Source organism: Bradyrhizobium sp. Ken51 (assembly GCF_055807435.1).
Genome location: NZ_JBVVPB010000013.1, coordinates 144,341 through 161,400 on the forward strand (window position 1 = coordinate 144,341; position 17,060 = coordinate 161,400).

Below are 17,060 nucleotides of genomic sequence, written 5' to 3' on the forward strand. Positions count from 1 at the left end.
AAGTGAAGCCCAGAAGCCGAGGGTCACGCTGTCGCCTACTCAGCGCGTTGCACGCTAAGCGTACCGGCGGGCCCCGCTACGATGCTCTCCTTTTGATAGAAGCTCGCGATGCAGTCGTTCGGAAGTCGGCTGGGGTCATTGGTCACATCGCTGTTCATCAACGTCGTTGGGTGAACCGTGTGCTGCGCTACCACCAGCCGTTGCTCAGGTGACAGGGTCAGACGCGCATGACGCTCCATGCTCTCGAGCCAAAAGACACTGAAGCTGTCTCGCTCCGACCGAATTTGCGTGCCGACTTTGCTGTAGTTCAACGCTACTGCCAAGCTGGCGCCGAACATCAAAGGCACAGCAATACCCATGACCGACGGAGGCAAAGGTGAGGCGGCGAGGAGCTTCGAAATTCGGTCTCGATGCGATCGGGCAAAAAGTGTGGCGCTCATGGTCAGACTAAATAGCACGAAGGCCAGCACCTCATTCTGCGCCCTCTCCACAAGACGATTCCCGGTCGCATATTGGTGCACGAAATATCCGAAATAGGCGCCGCCTATACCAATGAAAGCAACTCCTACGGCCAAGAACTTTCTGTTTCTCGAATCCACGTATTTCGGCTGCGGCAATGCGGTGGTGACCAACACTACAAACAAAAGCCACGTGCCCGTCGCGGGCTCTCTAAACAGGCGACCTAAGCCGATCAAGCCGAAAAGAAACGCCTCCTTCAGTGAGTTCGAAAAATCACCCGCCATCGGAAACTGACTCATGCGCACGGAATTGCCAGGCGCCGAGACTACGACGGCGAGACCAGTGAGGATCGCGAGACCAATCCACAAATGTGCAGCGACCTGGAGGCGTTGCGTAAATAACCAGCGAGCCAGTAGCGAGCAGGAGATCATGCCTATCAGCCAAGCCGCCGTGAACTCATTGCACATAGCCGCGACCAAACCACCGAACGCCATCATCGCTGTCGATGCGCGCGAGAGATTTACTCCATTTTCCGTGGCATTTATGAGTTCAGCAAACATCAAGAGGACGATCGCCGCAGCAACGGTGTAACAAGCGACACCTGGCAACCAGTAGAACATTTGCTGCAGGCTCGGAGCCTCGCTCCCGAGCACAGCCGCGAAGGCCAGCCCGAGCGCAATCTGCTGCAAGATGTTTGTGTCAGGCTGAATCCGTCGCGCGAGAAATATCATCGACACCACAAAGGTGACCATGAAAGCAACCATGATCAGCACGTAGCAGATGAAAAGATCTATGCCTGTCAAGGTGCGGAGGACAGCAGGAAGCTGCATCAGCAGCAACGGTGTGATACGCCCTATCGCGCTATGGTAGAATACCGATACCGTTTCGACGATGCCGTATTGGTTGTTCGTATAAAAGAAGCAAAAATCGTCGGACTCTGGGATCGAATATAGCGCCAAGCTTAGTAGCTTCAGGATGAACGCGCCCGCTACAACAACGACAATGGTCCACGCAGCCAGTTGCAAACGCGCACATCGAGCATCGGCGTATGCAAAATTGACGTTGGTGTGCATGCATTGTTCTTTGAAAGAAAGCGCACTTCTGGTTGTTCAATGACGCATGACAGCGCCTAAAGGTTGAGCTGTCAATAAGGGCGTACGCTCTTACACAGTGCATGAGCTGCGTTGCCGCCTAGCCGCGCATGCAGGCGGGCCGCCGCGTTTGCTGCTGCAGCGGGTATTGCTCAAAACTACTCGCAGTGATACACGCGCATCCTGAGATTGAGGAAGGCCGATGGATTCCAAGTTGCCTGGCATTCAGGTGGGTCGCGCGATAGCCGCGATCTCAGTGTTCTATTTTCATTCCTACATCGGCCTGACGTATTTTGATAAGGCAAGCCTCCACACCTTCGACTGGCTGGCCGTGCAGGGCGGATCTGGGGTAGATTTGTTCTTCGCGATTTCTGGGTTCATCGTCTGCTATGTGGCGGCACGGCCCGACTTCACAACCGGCTCTTTCCTGTTAAAGCGGTTCTTCCGCATCTATCCATTGAACGCGCTTGTCACGCTGATTGTGGCCGCCATCTGTTTTGCCAACATCCGGATATCTGACGATACCAGCTTCTCGCATATCATTTGGTCCATCCTGATCCTGCCGCAGAAAGCACCGGTGAACTCCGTCGGATGGACTTTGGAATACGAGGTGGCGTTCTACCTCGTTGCAGCCATCCTTCTGCCGCGTGGCGGGCCGGCGGTCCTTCTTGCCTACTGCGCCGCCTCTTACGAGCTATACTATCTGGTGCTGCCGGAAAGCCCGTTTATCCTGCGCTTTGTCACTGAACATCACGCGGCTTTCGGCGCCGGCATCTTGGCGTACATGATGGTCACACGACTCCCCGTGTTGCCTCTCATGGCAAGATGGTTGTTGTCGGCGGCGCTTGCGGCAGCCGGTCTAGCGGTATTTCTGTGGGCATATAGTTTTTTCAACAGCCCGTTGATCACTCCGGCAGCGTGCATGCTTGCTGTGATGGGCGCGGCTCTTTTGCCGTCTGCCCCGGGATGGGCGGTGCGCTTGGGAGATATCTCATATGGATTCTATTTATTGCATTGGCCAGTGGTCTGCATTTCCTATTGGACGGCCGCTTCCATCGTTAAGCCAAACCCCGCGGCCGGTGAACTTTGGCGCTGGGGCTTGTTTCTCGTGGTGCTGGCATTGGCCAACCTCTCGTGGGTGTTTTTCGAGAAGCCTCTAAATCGTATGGCGCGCCGCCTAACAAATCGCACCGTAAACTCGGAAAACGGTGTCGGCGATTATGTAGCCAGTAGTGGCCGCACCGGAATTGTTCAGCGTGTTGGTGCAGCCGACTGACATGCCGATGCCGATGACGTTGACCTTGGCAATCGGACCACCTTGTCGCGTTAGCAACCGGACAAAGCCCCACACACACCGCACCGCATCTGCGGATGAAAGTCGCTGCCGCGAGCGAAGCCAGGAGACCGCGACGGCGGACTACACCACGCCGCCGAAATCGATGCCTTCCTTGGCAAGCGCCTCAGCTTCCTCGGCGGACGCTGTCGGCTTCGTCTCGAGGTAGGGGAGCTCAGTTGCTGGCAGAATGGTGCGGATGTTCTGGCCGTCTGTCCGCGTGATGCGAGCAACCCAGCGCTTGGGCTCGTGCTCAAACCGTTCGATATGGTACTGCTTGTACGTAATCATGACCTTCGGACGCAACTGACGCTGACACAGGCTTTGTTGTATCCAACATAGCACCGCCGTCCAACAGTTTCTTAAAGCTAGGTTAAGACCCGCGCGCGCGGACCGCCGGATATCAGGCAAAAAAAGCGGCCTCAGGGACACCCCAGAGGCCGAGAAGGTGATTTGCTCGATCTGACTTCAGCTCTCCGGGGCCGAAACTGGAGCAGGCACACTCAGCGGCGCACCCCCCACCGAAACCGGCCCTATATATTTCGGCTGCCGGGCGATCCGTTTGCGGATCGCTGCGGACAGTCCGTAGCGAGCATGCGCTCTTCGAACGGAGGACGTGACGTCCGACATCATGGCATTTTGCAGCGAGTCGATCTTCGCAATCAGCGTGGACAGCTGCGAAGATACCTTCCTCACATCGACCCGTTCGTCCGTGATGCTCTGTCGCAGCGAAAGCAGCACCATCGAATCCGCCTGCAGCACAGCCGCGTTTTGTTGCAATGCCTGATTGCTCTCCTGCAGCGAAGCCGTGTGTTGCTGCTGGGTCGACTGAATATCCTTCAAGGCAGCGACAACCGGATCCGGCTTTGGCGCCGAAGCTTCTTGCCGCGGAAGCAGATCAGCCAGGCTGCTCAGATTCAGCGATGGCAAGCCGGACGGCCATGTGTAGATCGCCGCCGCGCCGTTGATGGCCAGGGCACACACCGACAGCGCCATGATCGACGTCCGGCTGGACCGCTTGATCGGTTCTGGAGCGTCCAAGATTTCGGGTTCGTGGGCCGCGATGGCCGCAGCAAGTGCTGCAGGGTCGAGCTGTTCGACAAGGCCTTGGCTTTCGAAAGTCGTGGTCATGGCATTGACCCCAATGAGCGAGCAACAGGAAGCCGTCGCCGGAACGTCCTCGCGACGGCTCCCTTACGCAGCACCCATCTACAACTGTCTAAAATTGTGAGCTTTTCAGCTTAATTCCAAGTTAGCGGCCGCGGCCTGCCGCAGACTCCGCCACCCCGGCCGACTACGGGGTCCGTGCGACGGACATGACTCGCATGCCGGTGCAAGTGCTCCTCCGATCCCGGGACGCCGTCTCGGTCCAAAGCGGATTTTCCGAAGTTGGCAAGTTACCCCTGTTTTGCCCGACGCGTCAAACGGCATCTCCGCCGGATGCAGGACCGCCGTGTGCCAAAAAGAAAGCGTTGTGCCAGCAGGACTTAGCTACTGTGCATGGGGTTGTTTTCGCGTTTTGACCAGCGCCTGGTCATCCGCCCGGTATCCCTGTCCCAAAAGCCGCGAGACAACCCGCTCAAAAAGTGTAGGATTCGACAAAACAGGGAGGAGCGGCATGTTTGAAATCAGCGGTTTCGACACGGCAGGAATCGTCAGCCTCAAGCGGCTGTCACTCGCCGCCGCCCTCAAGAAGGCGAAGGAGCTTATCGCCGACGGGTGCTGGGGCGTTCAGGTGATTGGTCCAGGGGGCCAGGTCTACACCTCGTTCGAGGAGCAAGCCGCATAGTCGCCCGCCTTCTGCATCAGCCTTCGGCATCATTCGGAAAGCACCCGACCGATCGCGCATCGCGCGCTCCGGCGGTTGAGGTGATCAACGTGAAAACCCCAGCGCCTGGTGGAGCGCTGGGGCGTTTTCAAAATATCAATCGGTAAAGCAATGACGCCTTCGTAGCAGCGATCCCGACCATCGCTTGTGAACTGCTTCACACGGCCTTCGATCTTTCCACACTTTGAAGACGCTCAACTGCCGCGCGCCGCGCCGTTGCCAATCAACTCGTTTGGGAGCACGCTCTCTCCAGGCGCGCAGACGCCGCTCAGGGAGAAAGCCATGAAGGAAACGGGCCTGGATCATCGCCACCGCGACAAGGATGGCGCGATCAGCAAGAAGCACGGCAACACGCTGGTCGGTACGTTGCGCAAGATCTACGGCAAGGGTTTTGCCGCCGGTTATCCGGATACGACTGAACTCAGCGAGGTCTTGCATCAGTTGAACGAGACATCGCTGAGCCAGTTGCGGCGCGATCACGACACCGGGCATCTCGGCCACAAGATCGACCACGTCCCGAAGTGACGGACCTCCCTAGTTCCAACTTCAGGTAGATGAATTCAACTTCGCTGCCGGTCGACACGGCGAATTTGCCGTTTGAGCCCTCGCGGACCGAGCGCTAGGATGAGCCTTTTACGGAGGCTCATTTGAAACAGTTCATTATCATCACCGCCATTGCACTCGCCGTGACGGCTCCCGCCCGCTCGCAGGCCCTCGTCGATCCCAACAAGGTTGCTCCCGAATATCGCGAGGCAGCCGAGAAGCGGCGGGCCGAGCAGATGCGGCAGCGCGAATGCGCGCTGAAGGCGGATCTCGAGAAGGTGCTGCCCAGGGATCGCACCGTCTTTCTCAACCATTGCCTGGACACGATAGCGGCCAAGCAATAGCGGCCGATCGAGCGGCATGAAGTCGCCGACGCGTTCAAGCTTTCTTCAGACAATTGGGGTCACCTGACGATCCATTTCCATCAGTCATTGTCGATCGACCGCGCATGAGTTTCGTCCAGATTCAGTGCACGCGCTGCAAGACCGTATTCCGCGACCGCGCGGGACGGTTGCAGGACGGCTATTCCAGGCAATGTCCGAGCTGCGAGGTGGTGCTGTTCTTCGCGGAGGATTCGCCGAACCCTCAGGTCAAGCAGGCCATGAAGCGCGCGCGCAAGGCCCGCAAGGAGCAGCGCGAAACCGAAATGGCCAGGGTGTCCGCACCGCAAGCGCGCAGCAATTTCTCGCGGGCCGTCGCCGGACGGATACAGCACTCGTCGGAGGACGACGAGGCCTAGCTCACCCGCGCTTCCGCGGAAACAGGCGGTCGCGGATATAGCGCGAGGTCGGCGTCAGGCGGATGCCGCGCGGCTTCTGCCAGACGGCGCGATCGATCTCGTTCTTGTCGCCGATCGCGAGCCTGCCCTTGGCGCCCTTGGCGATGAAGATCGCGTCGCTCATCTTGCGGCCGGAGCGCTTGTTCCTGGCCGTCACTTCCTTCCAGAGGCTGATCCGGCCGAGCTTCAGCTTGGGCAGCTCCTCCTTGATCTCCCGCCGCAGGCAGTCCTTGTCCGACTCGCGCGCGCGCTTGCGGCCGCCCGGGAACATCCACAGGCCGTCCGACCGGCGTCTGACCAACAATACCTTGCCGCGCTTGGCGGCAACCAGTTTGGAAGACTTCGCCATGTCCGTCGTAATCGAAAAAAGAATCGAGCCCATGGTAACTTGTCTAGTCGGATAGACAAGTTCGGGATGGATCTTGATCACACGGGGCAAGGCCATCAGGTCTGATTGGACCCGGCAGGCCGATCCCGCCGTTCGAGGCGCCCGATCAGCCCTCGCCCGCCGCTGTCCCCGTCATCGACCCCGCCTCAGCCCGGTCCTCCGTCCTGATCCAGGCCATCATCATTTCCCAGGCCACCGACAGGATGATCGGGCCGATGAACAGGCCGACGATGCCGTGGGCGAGCGTGCCGCCGATCACGCCGACGAAGATGACGATGGTGGGCGTGGTCAGGCCGCGCCCCATCACCAGCGGCTTCAACATGGTGTCGAGGAAGCCGACGACGACGAGAAACACGGTGAGCAGCAGCGCGGTGGTGACGTCTTTGGCGGTCCAGATCCAGATGATCACCGGCAGCAGCACCAGGAAGGCGCCGATCTGCACGATCGAGAGCAGCAGCACGATGAAGGCGAGCAGGCCTGCGCTCGGCACCGCGGCAAGCTTGAAGCCGATGCCGGCGAGCAGTGCCTGCACGATCGCGACGCCGATCACGCCTTGCGCCACGGCGCGGATGGTCGCGCCCGCGAGCCCCAGGAAATGCTCGGTTTGTTCGGGCACGATGCGAAACAGGAAGCCGCGGCCGGCCGCGACCAGCCTGGGCCCGTGCGGAAACAGGAAGCCGGCCACGAACACCGAGACCAGGAACTGGAGCGTGCCGACGCCGGCGTCTCCCGCGAGCCCAAGCAATGGTCCCGCCAACGGCTGAAGATACGGCGCCACCTCGCGCAGCACCGCGCGGATGTTGTTGTAGGCCTGCTCCCAGAGGTCGAATAGCCAGGGTCCAACGAGCGGCCACGACTTGAGCTGCTCCGGCGCCGACTGAAGCGCGAGGTCGCCGGTGCCGAGCTGGTGCGCCAGCTCGCGCACGCCATCCACTGCGCTGATGCCGAGCCAGGTCGCAGGACCGATGACGATGCCGAGCGTGATCAGGGTCAGGATCGCCGCCGCGGTCTTGGGCCGGCCGCCGAGGATTTTGGCGACCCAGCTGAAGGCCGGGTAGAACGCGACAGCGAGCACGCCGCTCCAGGCAAGGATCGGCACGAAGGGGCGGATGATGAGGAAAGTCCAGATGATCAGCAGGCCGAGCAGGCCGACGCGGATCACGAGCTGGATGATGTCCTCGCCGGTCAGGAGCTGACGCAGACTTTTCACGGGCACGGCTTTCCTTGCGGCATCGACGCGGGTTCCGGCACTTGCGCGGCCCAGCGTTATTGCCAGCTGCGCACCCGGCGTCAAGACGACGGGGCCGGCCCGAGCCCGGCGATTAGGAACGCATCGGGCCATTCTGCATTCCGAGACGATGGCACGCCGTCCCAGAGAGCCTGGCGCACATGCGGGAATTCACCGCGGCATCCACTTTTCACTGAAGCCAAACGCCGCACCGGGCTATTGGCGCTACGCCTATGCCGTCGGCGACAGGGCCCGCTCCGGGCGCGTGCAAGGCAGGCTGCCCTTGCTCGCCATCAGGCGCGTACAGATGCGCATCGACCGGGACATGCGGAGCATCCGGCCCGGCGATGCGGTGGCGCCGCGCATTGAGCGCCGGCAAGGCCCGCAACCGACGGCCGGCTTGGCTAACGACGATTAACCGGATTTCGGCCGACCGGTTTACGCCGTTGCAAAGGCGGGCATCTACGCTTCCTTCGAGGTCCCCCAAACCACTTTTGGTGCAATGGCCAATACCATCTGGACGATCGAAGAATTCACCTGCGCGGGTTGCGGCATGAACTACACCGCGACAAGGGAGGAGCACGCCGAAGCGCATTCCGGCAGCTTCAAGTGCAGCATCTGCAGCGGTGTGGTGCACACCTGGTCCGGCAAGCACCATTTCTTCGGTTGGGAAGCGGTGAAGACCAAGCCACCCGTGTTCGGAAGGCGCTGGGCCGGCGCGGGCTGGTAGGCTGCTTCCGGCGGACCCAGACCCGCTACTCCCGTCAACGCTGCCTGCCCGAACTGCGGCTTCTGCTACTTTGCGGCACCGGTTACACTCCCCGCCCCGCAACTGAAGTCGATACGCAATGACCGCAGCTTTCGTTCCCCAGATTGCCCTTTACCGCACCTGGCTCGCCGAACACCGCGGCCTTACCTTCGCCAGCTACGAGGACATGCGGCAATGGTCGGTGCGCGATCTCGACGGCTTCTGGCGTAGCATCTGGGACTATTACGATCTGCAATCGCCAACGCCGTTCGCGGCCGTGATCACCGAGCGCAAGATGCCCGGCGCGGTCTGGTTTCCCGGCGCCCAGGTCAACTATGCCCGGCAGGTGTTCCGCCATGTAGACGCGGCCGACGCCGCCGGCTTGCCCGCGATCGTCAGCTGCGGCGAGGACGGCAGACTTTGCGAGACGAGCTGGCCGGAGCTGCGGCGCAAGGCGGCTGCCCTCGCACTGCATCTGAAAGAAAAAGGCATCAAGCCCGGCGACCGCATCGCCGCCTATCTGCCCAACATCCCCGAGACCATCATCGCGTTCCTGGCGAGCGCCAGCATCGGCGCGGTCTGGAGCGTGTGCGCGCCCGACATGGCCGCGCCAGCCGTGATCGACCGCTTCAAGCAGATCGAACCGAAAGCGCTGATCGCCTGCGACGCCATCACTTATGCCGGCCGCCGGCACGATCGCAAGGATGTCCTCGCCGAACTGCGGCGATCGCTGCCGACGGTCGAACACGTCATCCTGCACAGCGAGGCCGCCGCGCCCGCAGCGGCGGACGCCCTGCTCTCCGACATCGTCGCAGCAACGGGCGCCGCGATCGACGCGTTCGAGCCAGCGTGGCTGCCGTTCGATCATCCGCTCTGGATCGTCTATTCCAGCGGCACCACCGGCCTGCCGAAGCCGATCGTGCACGGCCATGGCGGCATCGTCATCGTGGTGCTGGCACTGCTGGGATTGCACAATGATCTCGGCTGCTCCTACCACGAGAACTCGTTCGGCGAGCGCTATCACTGGTACTCTTCGACCGGCTGGATCATGTGGAACAGTCAGGTCGGCGGCCTGCTCAGCGGCACCACCTGCTGCATCTTCGATGGCAGCCCCGGCGGCACCAGGGACAAGCCGGACTGGACCACGCTGTGGCGCTTCGTCGCGCAATCGAAAGCGACCTTCTTCGGTGCGGGCGCGGCGTTCTTCGCCAACTGCGCCAAGGCCGAGATCAATCTCGCAGCCGCCGGCGATCTCTCACAGCTTCGTTGTCTCGGCTCGACCGGCTCTCCGCTGAGCGCCGACACGCAAGCCTGGTTCAACAACCGCTTCGCGGCGCTCGCGAAGAGCAACGGCAGCAAGGCGCAGGCTGATATCTGGTGGGCCAACATCTCCGGCGGCACGGATTTCGCCGGCGCCTTCATTGGCGGCGATCGCGAACTGCCGCAGACGCCCGGCGCGATGCAGTGCCGTCTGCTGGGTGCCGCCGTGGAAGCCTTCGACGAACGGGGCCGCGCCGTCATCGGCGAGGTCGGCGAGCTCGTTTGCACCGAGCCGATGCCGTCGATGCCGCTCTATTTCTGGAACGACGAGGGCGATGCGCGCTATCGCGCGAGCTATTTCGAGACCTATCCGGACAATTTCGACGGCAGCGGCCGCGGGCCGGTGTGGCGGCACGGCGACTGGCTCAAAGTCGACCCGGACGGCTCCTGCATCATCTATGGCCGCAGCGATGCCACCATCAACCGCCACGGCCTGCGCATGGGCACCAGCGAACTCTACTCCGCGATCGAGGCCTTGCCGGAGGTGCTGGATTCCCTCGTCGTCGATCTCGAATATCTCGGCCGTGACAGCTACATGCCGCTGTTCGTGGTGCTGCGCGACGGCGTCGCTTTCGATGGCGCGATGCAGGCGAAAATCAACAAGGCGGTCGAGGCCGGCCTCTCCCGCCGTTTCCTGCCCAACGAGATTTTTGCGGTCGCCGAAATTCCGCGCACGCTCTCGGGCAAGAAGCAGGAGCTGCCGATCAAGAAGCTGCTGCTCGGCCAGCCGGTCGAGAAGGTCATCAACCGGGAGGCGATGGCCAATCCCGCCTGCCTCGACTGGTACCTCGCCTTCGCACGCGACTATCTGGCGCGGACCGAGACTTGAGGGGAGATCGCCCCAATTGCGCCGAAGCCGTTTGGACTCCGTTCACCGATCGCCGCTAGAGCAGGATGGATCTTCCGCAACGAACGCGCGCCATGGCCGACCTCAACGCCGTCCTCACCAGGCTCAACGACCGTCTGCTCCGCCTCGAGGGCGAGCTGTTCGTGCTGCGCTCGCTGGCCCGCGCGACGCTGACGGCGGGCGATGACCATGCGGCGCGAATGCGCAAGCTGGTCGAGGCCGCAAAGGTCGCGCTCGACGACGAGGCCACGCGTCCCCTCGACAAGCCGACGCGCAAATATGTCGATGCGGCGACCGCGCTGGTGGAGGAATTGCTGGTCGAGCCGACCCAGGCACGGCCGTTATTCACCGTCATCGACGGCGGCCGGCGCGACTGAGCCTCAAACTGGCCGGCCGTCGTCCGTCGCGGCGATATCGCCCGACTTGAGCCGGCTGAGGCCGGCTTCGATGATCGCGATCTCCTCGTCGATCTGGCCGATCGGCAGGCTGAAGTCGTAGCCGGACCTGCTCTTCAGATCGACCGCAAGCCGCTGTCTGTGCATCATCAGCGCGTCGAGGCCGCGCCGGTTCTTCAGCCGGACATAGACGTCGACGATCTGCTCAATCGCGCTCGGCATGAAATCGGTCCCGGCGAAAAAGCCCGCACGGCGCACCCACGCCGGCGGGACAATCTCGGTGTCGCGGTACGCAATACAAATCCGCGACGGATTCGTCGATACGCCAAGCTGGTTGAGATCATGTTACCATCGGATGATTTCGTGATGGCCGTGCATGAAAAAGCCGCTGGCGATCCCGCCAGCGGCCAAATCCGGGTTCGAAAACGGATGCGGGTTGAAATGTCGCCAGCCCCGGTGGGTCCAACTTCTAACGGCAAATCCTGGATCTCTCTGTTAAGAACGAAACACAGGAACCGGCCTATCTCCACTTGCCGCCCGACCGTGGTGGCGCGGCCACGCTAGTCAGAAACGCAGAAATATTTGCGCGGCAGCCTGCGGTAGGCGCTGTAGCGGTAATGCGGCCGGTACGCGTAGCCGCGATAGAGAGCGGGCGGCTCCTCGCCGTAATAGGCGCCGTGATAGAAATTGATGACCGGCCCTTCGGCGCAGCGATAGGTGTCCCAAGTCGGGCCGATGAAGGGTGCCACCCCAACTTCGGGCGGAACCGCGGGATAAGGTGGTCCGCCGGCGCGCGCCGGAAGGGTTGCGACCAGGGCCGCGAGAAGGACAAGCCACGCGCTCCGCATGCGTTCGCTCCGAGCCGATGCCATGCGCGCATGGAAGCACCGGACCGGCCGACGCCGCAATCGCGGAATTCATCGCGCACCCCTCGCCCGGTGCATTGTTGATAACCGGCGCAAACCCGGCGCGGGTGGTGACAGGACGTCCGGACGTGTTATCGGGAGATGACGCAGTTGCGAGACGGATCGGACACTCATGCGCATTACCCTCGTCGGCTCCCGCCATTTCGGCGTGACCACCCTGAACATGCTCCGGGAGCACGGTGTCTCGATCGTGCGGGTCGTGGTGGCCGACGCCGAGGATCGTCTCGCCGCGACAGCCAAGGCGGCGGGCATCGAGGTCGTCGTTCAGGCCAATCCCAAGCTGGTGGTGGCCTCCGAGATCGCCCCCGATACCGATCTGATCGTCACCGCGCACAGCCACGCCCGGATCGGCAAGGACGCGCTCGAGGCGGCGAAGCTGGGCGGGATCGGCTATCATCCTTCGCTGCTGCCGCGTCACCGCGGCAAGGCGGCCGTGGAATGGACCATCAAGGAAGGCGACCCGATCGCCGGCGGCACGATCTATCACCTCGCCGACCGCATGGACGCCGGCGCCATCGCCGCCCAGGAGTGGTGCTTCGTCAAGAAGGGCGAGACGGCCCGGGAGCTGTGGGAGCGCGCGCTGGCCCCGCTCGGGCTCAAATTGCTGGCTGACGTGATCGATTACGCCAAGGTCCACAAGGCGCTACCGTCCAAGACCCAGGACGAGCAGTTCGCGACCTCAGCGCCAAGTCTTTCCTGAGACCTCTTTCCTGAGCCCCTTTCCTGAGTCGATGTCCTGACGTTTACCCTTAACGTGAAGGGGCGTTGATTCTGCTTCGAGAATTGCAGCCGGAAACCCAAATAAACCATTGTTCCTACAGGAACAATTTTCAATTTGGCGCCGCACCAAATTTCCGTCACATTTTGTCCGAATAAGCGTCAGCATATCAGACAGATTCAAGGACGGATTTTATGCGTTTTGCTCGCATTGCGGCGTTCTGTGCCGCTTCAGTTATCACCCTCGCCGCTCCCGCTTTCGCCCAGACTCCTTATGACGGCAACTGGCAGGTCACCATCGTCACCAAGAGCGGTTCTTGCGAGCCGACCGCAAGCTCCTTGCTGACGGTTGCCGACGGCAAGATCACTGCTCCCGGCGCTAACGTTTCCGGCACCATCGGCCGGGAGGGTCTTGTGAAAGTTTCGATCAATGGTGCATATGCCAACGGTCAACTCAGCGGCAACGCCGGATCGGGGAAGTGGAATGGAGCATCTGCAGGCATACCGTGCAGCGGGCGGTGGGAAGCATCGCGCCAATAGAAAAATCGTGACGAGTGGACTAAGCCGGCGGCTGCTGATCGCGGCCGCCGTTATGTTCGCGGCCGGAATTGCCAACTCCGAGAGCAAGGCCCAGTCGGGCCCGTTCGCCCCGCTGGCGGGCAGCTGGAGCGGCTCAGGCACGGTCACCTTGGATGACGGTTCGACCGAGCGGATCCGCTGCCGGGCCAAATACGCTCCGATCGGACCGACCATGGAGTTGTCTCTGACCTGCGCCAGCGACGCCTACAAGTTCAACCTCGGCGCCAACGTCAAGGCTGAAGGCAGCGCCATCGCGGGGAGCTGGTCCGAGGCCAGCCGCAATATCAGCGGCTCCCTTTCGGGCCGTGGCGCCGGTGGAAACTATGAGCTGCTCGCCTCCACCGCCGGCTTCAACGCCAACATCTCGCTGAAGACGTCCGGCAACAAGCAGAACGTCACGATGCGCGCCGACAGCCAGTTCCGCGGCGCCAACATCTCGCTGTCGCGCTAAGCCGATACGAGTAGACATGCAATCGACCCGGCGATCTCGCCGGGTCGATTTTTTATGTGCCCGGCACGAACGCCGTGACCTCGATCTCGACCTTGGCCCGGTCGTCCACGAGACCGCCGACGTAGAGCAAGGTCGAGGGCGGGAAATTACGCCCCAGCGTTTCCTTCCAGGCCGCGCCAATTCCGGCCCCGGCAGTTTCATATTCGCTGCGGCTGGTCAGGTACCAGATCAAGCGGACGATATGCTCGGGGCCGGCGCCGGCCTCGCCAGGAGCGTGATGATCCGCTTCAGCGTGGTTCCGACCTGCGCGGCCATGTCAGGCGCGTAATTGCCGGTCTCGTCGCCGCCGGTCTGGCCGGCCAGCACCACCCAGCGACCCGGCCCCTCGACCACGACACCATGGGAAAAGCCGCGCGGTTTTTTCCACTCGGCCGGCTGCAAGATATGCATGAGCGAAGATCTCCCGATTTTTCTCGTTGTTCAGTGATGCCTTAGCACGCCGCCATGCATCGCTGCACCGGCAGATTTGGCCGTTGCAAACGGCGACGATGTCGCCGATACCGGCCCTCCCTCAGGACCCTCGCCTCCCAAACCTCCGCCCATGAACACGACACCGTCCAAAACGATGGCTGCCCTGTGGATGGCGGGCTGGCTGTCGCTGATGCTGGTCATGGCGGTCGCCGGGCGCGAGACCACGCGCGAGCTGAATGTATTTCAGATCATGGAGGTGCGTTCACTGATCGGCTTCCTGTTGCTTTCGCCGATCATCTATCGGGCCGGCAGCTTCAAGGTGCTCAGGACATCGCGCCTGCCGCAGCACGTCGCGCGCAATTTGGTGCACTATGTTGCGCAGCTCGGCTGGTTCTTCGCGCTGACGCTGATCCCGATCGGCCAGGTGGTGGCAATCGAGTTCACCATGCCAATCTGGACGGCGCTGCTCGCAGCGAGCCTCCTCTCCGAACGCATGACGCCGTGGAAGATCGCCGCCATCGCGCTTGGCCTGATCGGTGTGATCGTCATCGTCCGACCCGCCACCGGCGAAATCAATCCCGGTCAACTCATCGCACTAGGCGCCGCGATGGGCTTTGGTGTGTCCATGGTGCTGGTGAAATCGCTGACCCGCACCGAAAGTGCACTGTCGATCCTGTTCTGGATGCTGGTGGTGCAATCGGTCGCAGGCTTCATTCCGACGCTGTTCGTCTGGACGTGGCCCTCCGCCTATGTCTGGGCATGGGTCGGCGTGATCGGCGTCTGCGGCACGTTTTCGCACTACTGCCTCGCCAGTGCGATGCGCTATGCGGATGCGACCATCGTTGTTCCCATGGACTTCCTGCGGGTTCCATTGACCGCGACCGCTGGCTGGCTGCTGTATTCGGAGCGGCTTGACACCTGGACGGTGGTCGGCGCCGCGCTGATCCTGTTCGGCAATCTCCTAAATCTAAAACCAGCTCCGCCGGTTCCTGCTCCCGCACGCTGAACCTCGCGCCGCCTCGCGCGACAAAACCAAGTGGCCGTGTGATTTGGATCACGTTGGAGCGGCATTCCATCGTGCACATTCTGCCACACAGCAGCGGGTTGAACGCGACGAACTGCCGTTTTGGTGGCGCCAAGTCGGGCACTTCGTGTAAGTTCGTTGCCAATTTGTTGCTGCCTGCAATTCGATTCTGTTGGGGATTCCAGATGCGCACTCTCACCCTCCTTGCGTCGCTGATGTGCATGGCACTGTCGATCAGTGCCGCGAAGGCCGACCGCCGTGTTGCTTTCGTCGTCGGCAACGGCACCTACAAGAACGTCGCACAATTGCCGAACCCGCCGATCGACGCCAAGGCGATGGCGGCAACGCTGCGCAATGTCGGCTTCGAGGTGATCGAAGGTTCGAACCTCTCGCGCGACCAGATGACTGAGAAGCTGCTGGACTTCGGCCGCAAGGCGCAGGGCTCCGATGTCGCAGTGTTCTATTATGCCGGTCACGGCATCGCGGTCGGCGGCTCCAACTATCTTCTGCCTGTCGACGCCGACATCAAATCGGAGATGGACGTCAAGCTCGGTGCCGCCATCAACATCGATCTGACGCTTGAGCAGACCATGGGCGACGCCAAGGTCAAGCTGGTCTTCCTTGACGCCTGCCGCGACAATCCGTTCGCCGCCAAGATCAAGTCGAACTCCGCGACCCGCAGCGTCAACGTGCAGAGCGGTCTTGCCGAGATGAAATCCGGCGAAGGCACGCTGATCGCGTTCGCCACCGGCCCGGGCCAGACCGCGCTCGACGGTCAGGAGGGCAACAACAGCCCGTTCACCCGTGCGCTCATCGACAACATCACCAAGCCTGGCATCGAGATCCAGCAGGCGATGACGTCGGTACGCGCCCAGGTCAATGAGGAGACCCACAAGGGTCAGCTGCCCTGGGGCCACACCAATTTGATCGGCGCGGTCTATCTCAACCAGGCTCCGACGACCCAGGTCGCCAATGCAGCACCGACGGCTGCTGGCAGCGTGCCAATGGCGACGGGCGGCAATTCGGACGGTGTCGAGCTCGAATACTGGCGCTCGGTCAAGGAGAGCAACAAGTCGGAAGAGCTCAACGCCTATCTCTCCGCCTATCCGAACGGCCAGTTCAAGGCGCTGGCGCTGGCACGCCTCGCGGCCATCAAGAGCGGCCCCTCGACCGCGACGCGTACCCTCACCGCTGGCGTCGATCCCGCGACCTTCACCGATGAGGCCAGCCAGCTTACCGAGGACCAGATCGGCCTCGACAAGAACCAGCGCCGCGACGTTCAGCGTCGCCTCGGCGGGCTCGGCTTCGACAACAAACAGACGGGCGTGTTCGGCGACGAGACCCGGTCGGTGCTCAAGCGCTGGCAGGCGGCGCGCGGCTATCCCGCGTCAGGTTACCTGAACAAGCTCCAGCACAAGGCTCTGCTTTCGGAGGTCGTGGCGGGCCCGCCGACCGCGAGCGACAACAGCCAGAAGGCAGCCCGCCGGGCCGCCGCCCCCGCGGCCAGCAGCGCGCCCGCACCGGCCCCCCATCGCAGCAGCGGCGGCGATCCTGCCGGAGCAGCCTTCGTCGGCGGTGTCGTCGGCGGCATGATGGGCGGCATGTTCCGCCGCTGAGGCGAGGCCAATCGCAAATACAAAAGCCCGGCTCGCGCCGGGCTTTTTCGTTGCGAGTCGCCCAACCTTTGGCGCCTACTTCCCCGCGGCCTTGCGCAGCGCCTCGTTGATGCGGTCCTGCCAGCCGGGGCCGTCGGACTGGAAATGCTCCAGCACGTCCTGGTCGATCCGCAGCGTGACCTGCTCCTTGATCCCCGGCGTGACGTTCTGCTTTGGCGGCGCCGCGGCGACCTTGGCCGTCACCTTCTTAAACGCCGCCTCGGCCTCCGTTCTGGCATCGCCCAACGTCCGCGGCCGCCTCGGTGGTTGATCCGCCAT

At 62.2% G+C, this 17,060-nt stretch carries 22 protein-coding genes and 1 pseudogene; 14 read left to right on the forward strand and 9 right to left on the reverse strand.

Annotated elements, in window-relative coordinates; genetic code table 11:
• Positions 1-35: 35 nt before the first annotated feature.
• The gene (locus AC0L27_RS22345; protein ID WP_354210048.1) at positions 36-1,532 is read right to left on the reverse strand and encodes a DUF6056 family protein; all 1,497 of its coding nucleotides are present in this window, start codon (positions 1,530-1,532) and stop codon (positions 36-38) included.
• Positions 1,533-1,752: 220 nt separating this feature from the next.
• On the opposite strand from AC0L27_RS22345, the gene AC0L27_RS22350 reads away from it, so the two are divergent.
• Positions 1,753-2,826, forward strand: a complete 1,074-nt coding sequence (locus AC0L27_RS22350; protein ID WP_354210049.1) for an acyltransferase family protein — start codon at positions 1,753-1,755, stop codon at positions 2,824-2,826.
• 141 nt (positions 2,827-2,967) lie between these two features.
• On the opposite strand, the gene AC0L27_RS22355 is transcribed toward AC0L27_RS22350, so the two are convergent.
• Together AC0L27_RS22355 and AC0L27_RS22360 are read right to left on the reverse strand one after the other, a co-directional pair.
• A complete protein-coding gene (locus AC0L27_RS22355) occupies positions 2,968-3,174 on the reverse strand; it encodes a hypothetical protein (RefSeq protein ID WP_275171148.1) in 207 nt (68 codons plus the stop codon).
• Between the two features lie 177 nt (positions 3,175-3,351).
• Positions 3,352-4,014, reverse strand: coding sequence for a hypothetical protein (locus tag AC0L27_RS22360; protein ID WP_275171149.1), 663 nt, complete (start codon positions 4,012-4,014; stop codon positions 3,352-3,354).
• 487 nt (positions 4,015-4,501) lie between these two features.
• On the opposite strand from AC0L27_RS22360, the gene AC0L27_RS22365 reads away from it, so the two are divergent.
• From AC0L27_RS22365 to AC0L27_RS22380, 4 genes are all read left to right on the forward strand, one after another.
• Complete coding sequence (locus AC0L27_RS22365; RefSeq protein WP_018457957.1) at positions 4,502-4,672, forward strand: hypothetical protein; 171 nt, start codon at positions 4,502-4,504, stop codon at positions 4,670-4,672.
• Positions 4,673-4,993: 321 nt separating this feature from the next.
• Positions 4,994-5,236: a hypothetical protein gene (locus AC0L27_RS22370; protein WP_007610592.1), complete on the forward strand. Its 243-nt coding sequence runs from the start codon at positions 4,994-4,996 to the stop codon at positions 5,234-5,236.
• 122 nt (positions 5,237-5,358) lie between these two features.
• Positions 5,359-5,598, forward strand: coding sequence for a hypothetical protein (locus tag AC0L27_RS22375; RefSeq protein ID WP_275171150.1), 240 nt, complete (start codon positions 5,359-5,361; stop codon positions 5,596-5,598).
• A gap of 104 nt (positions 5,599-5,702) precedes the next feature.
• Positions 5,703-5,993 carry a Zn-ribbon containing protein gene (locus AC0L27_RS22380; RefSeq protein WP_275171151.1) on the forward strand — a complete coding sequence of 97 codons (291 nt, stop codon included), beginning with the start codon at positions 5,703-5,705 and terminating at the stop codon, positions 5,991-5,993.
• A gap of 1 nt (position 5,994) precedes the next feature.
• On the opposite strand, the gene AC0L27_RS22385 is transcribed toward AC0L27_RS22380, so the two are convergent.
• Together AC0L27_RS22385 and AC0L27_RS22390 are read right to left on the reverse strand one after the other, a co-directional pair.
• Positions 5,995-6,381 (reverse strand): NUDIX hydrolase, encoded by a 387-nt coding sequence (locus tag AC0L27_RS22385; RefSeq protein WP_027518066.1) that lies wholly within the window; start codon positions 6,379-6,381, stop codon positions 5,995-5,997.
• Positions 6,382-6,526: 145 nt separating this feature from the next.
• Complete coding sequence (locus AC0L27_RS22390; RefSeq protein WP_354210052.1) at positions 6,527-7,630, reverse strand: AI-2E family transporter; 1,104 nt, start codon at positions 7,628-7,630, stop codon at positions 6,527-6,529.
• A gap of 148 nt (positions 7,631-7,778) precedes the next feature.
• Between AC0L27_RS22390 and AC0L27_RS22395 the strand changes: the two genes are divergently transcribed.
• The 4 genes from AC0L27_RS22395 (at position 7,779) to AC0L27_RS22410 (ending at position 10,940) form a co-directional block, all read left to right on the forward strand.
• Entirely contained in the window at positions 7,779-8,066 is a 288-nt protein-coding gene (locus AC0L27_RS22395) for a hypothetical protein (protein WP_354255322.1), read from the forward strand.
• An 84-nt stretch (positions 8,067-8,150) separates the two neighbouring features.
• Complete coding sequence (locus AC0L27_RS22400) at positions 8,151-8,378, forward strand: hypothetical protein (RefSeq protein WP_275171154.1); 228 nt, start codon at positions 8,151-8,153, stop codon at positions 8,376-8,378.
• 118 nt (positions 8,379-8,496) lie between these two features.
• Positions 8,497-10,545 (forward strand): acetoacetate--CoA ligase, encoded by a 2,049-nt coding sequence (locus AC0L27_RS22405; RefSeq protein ID WP_354210053.1) that lies wholly within the window; start codon positions 8,497-8,499, stop codon positions 10,543-10,545.
• 92 nt (positions 10,546-10,637) lie between these two features.
• Positions 10,638-10,940 (forward strand): hypothetical protein, encoded by a 303-nt coding sequence (locus AC0L27_RS22410; RefSeq protein ID WP_027518070.1) that lies wholly within the window; start codon positions 10,638-10,640, stop codon positions 10,938-10,940.
• Between the two features lie 3 nt (positions 10,941-10,943).
• Here AC0L27_RS22410 and AC0L27_RS22415 read toward each other — a convergent pair whose 3' ends face one another.
• Positions 10,944-11,180 (reverse strand): hypothetical protein, encoded by a 237-nt coding sequence (locus AC0L27_RS22415; protein WP_275171156.1) that lies wholly within the window; start codon positions 11,178-11,180, stop codon positions 10,944-10,946.
• Between the two features lie 338 nt (positions 11,181-11,518).
• Positions 11,519-11,806 (reverse strand): hypothetical protein, encoded by a 288-nt coding sequence (locus AC0L27_RS22420; RefSeq protein ID WP_473320394.1) that lies wholly within the window; start codon positions 11,804-11,806, stop codon positions 11,519-11,521.
• Positions 11,807-11,996: 190 nt separating this feature from the next.
• On the opposite strand from AC0L27_RS22420, the gene AC0L27_RS22425 reads away from it, so the two are divergent.
• From AC0L27_RS22425 to AC0L27_RS22435, 3 genes are all read left to right on the forward strand, one after another.
• Complete coding sequence (locus tag AC0L27_RS22425; protein ID WP_027567035.1) at positions 11,997-12,584, forward strand: formyltransferase family protein; 588 nt, start codon at positions 11,997-11,999, stop codon at positions 12,582-12,584.
• Positions 12,585-12,796: 212 nt separating this feature from the next.
• Positions 12,797-13,141: a hypothetical protein gene (locus AC0L27_RS22430; protein WP_007610621.1), complete on the forward strand. Its 345-nt coding sequence runs from the start codon at positions 12,797-12,799 to the stop codon at positions 13,139-13,141.
• Entirely contained in the window at positions 13,086-13,631 is a 546-nt protein-coding gene (locus tag AC0L27_RS22435) for a hypothetical protein (protein WP_275171158.1), read from the forward strand. The genes AC0L27_RS22430 and AC0L27_RS22435 overlap by 56 nt, the downstream gene beginning before the upstream one ends.
• 52 nt (positions 13,632-13,683) lie before the next feature.
• Here the strand turns inward: AC0L27_RS22435 and AC0L27_RS22440 are convergent.
• Positions 13,684-14,081, reverse strand: a pseudogene (locus AC0L27_RS22440) (RidA family protein).
• 151 nt (positions 14,082-14,232) lie between these two features.
• Between AC0L27_RS22440 and AC0L27_RS22445 the strand changes: the two are divergent.
• Together AC0L27_RS22445 and AC0L27_RS22450 are read left to right on the forward strand one after the other, a co-directional pair.
• A complete protein-coding gene (locus tag AC0L27_RS22445; RefSeq protein WP_354210054.1) occupies positions 14,233-15,108 on the forward strand; it encodes a DMT family transporter in 876 nt (291 codons plus the stop codon).
• A gap of 203 nt (positions 15,109-15,311) precedes the next feature.
• Entirely contained in the window at positions 15,312-16,742 is a 1,431-nt protein-coding gene (locus tag AC0L27_RS22450) for a caspase family protein (protein WP_354210055.1), read from the forward strand.
• Between the two features lie 75 nt (positions 16,743-16,817).
• Here the strand turns inward: AC0L27_RS22450 and AC0L27_RS22455 are convergent, their stop codons facing one another.
• A complete protein-coding gene (locus tag AC0L27_RS22455) occupies positions 16,818-17,060 on the reverse strand; it encodes a BrnA antitoxin family protein (RefSeq protein ID WP_275171161.1) in 243 nt (80 codons plus the stop codon).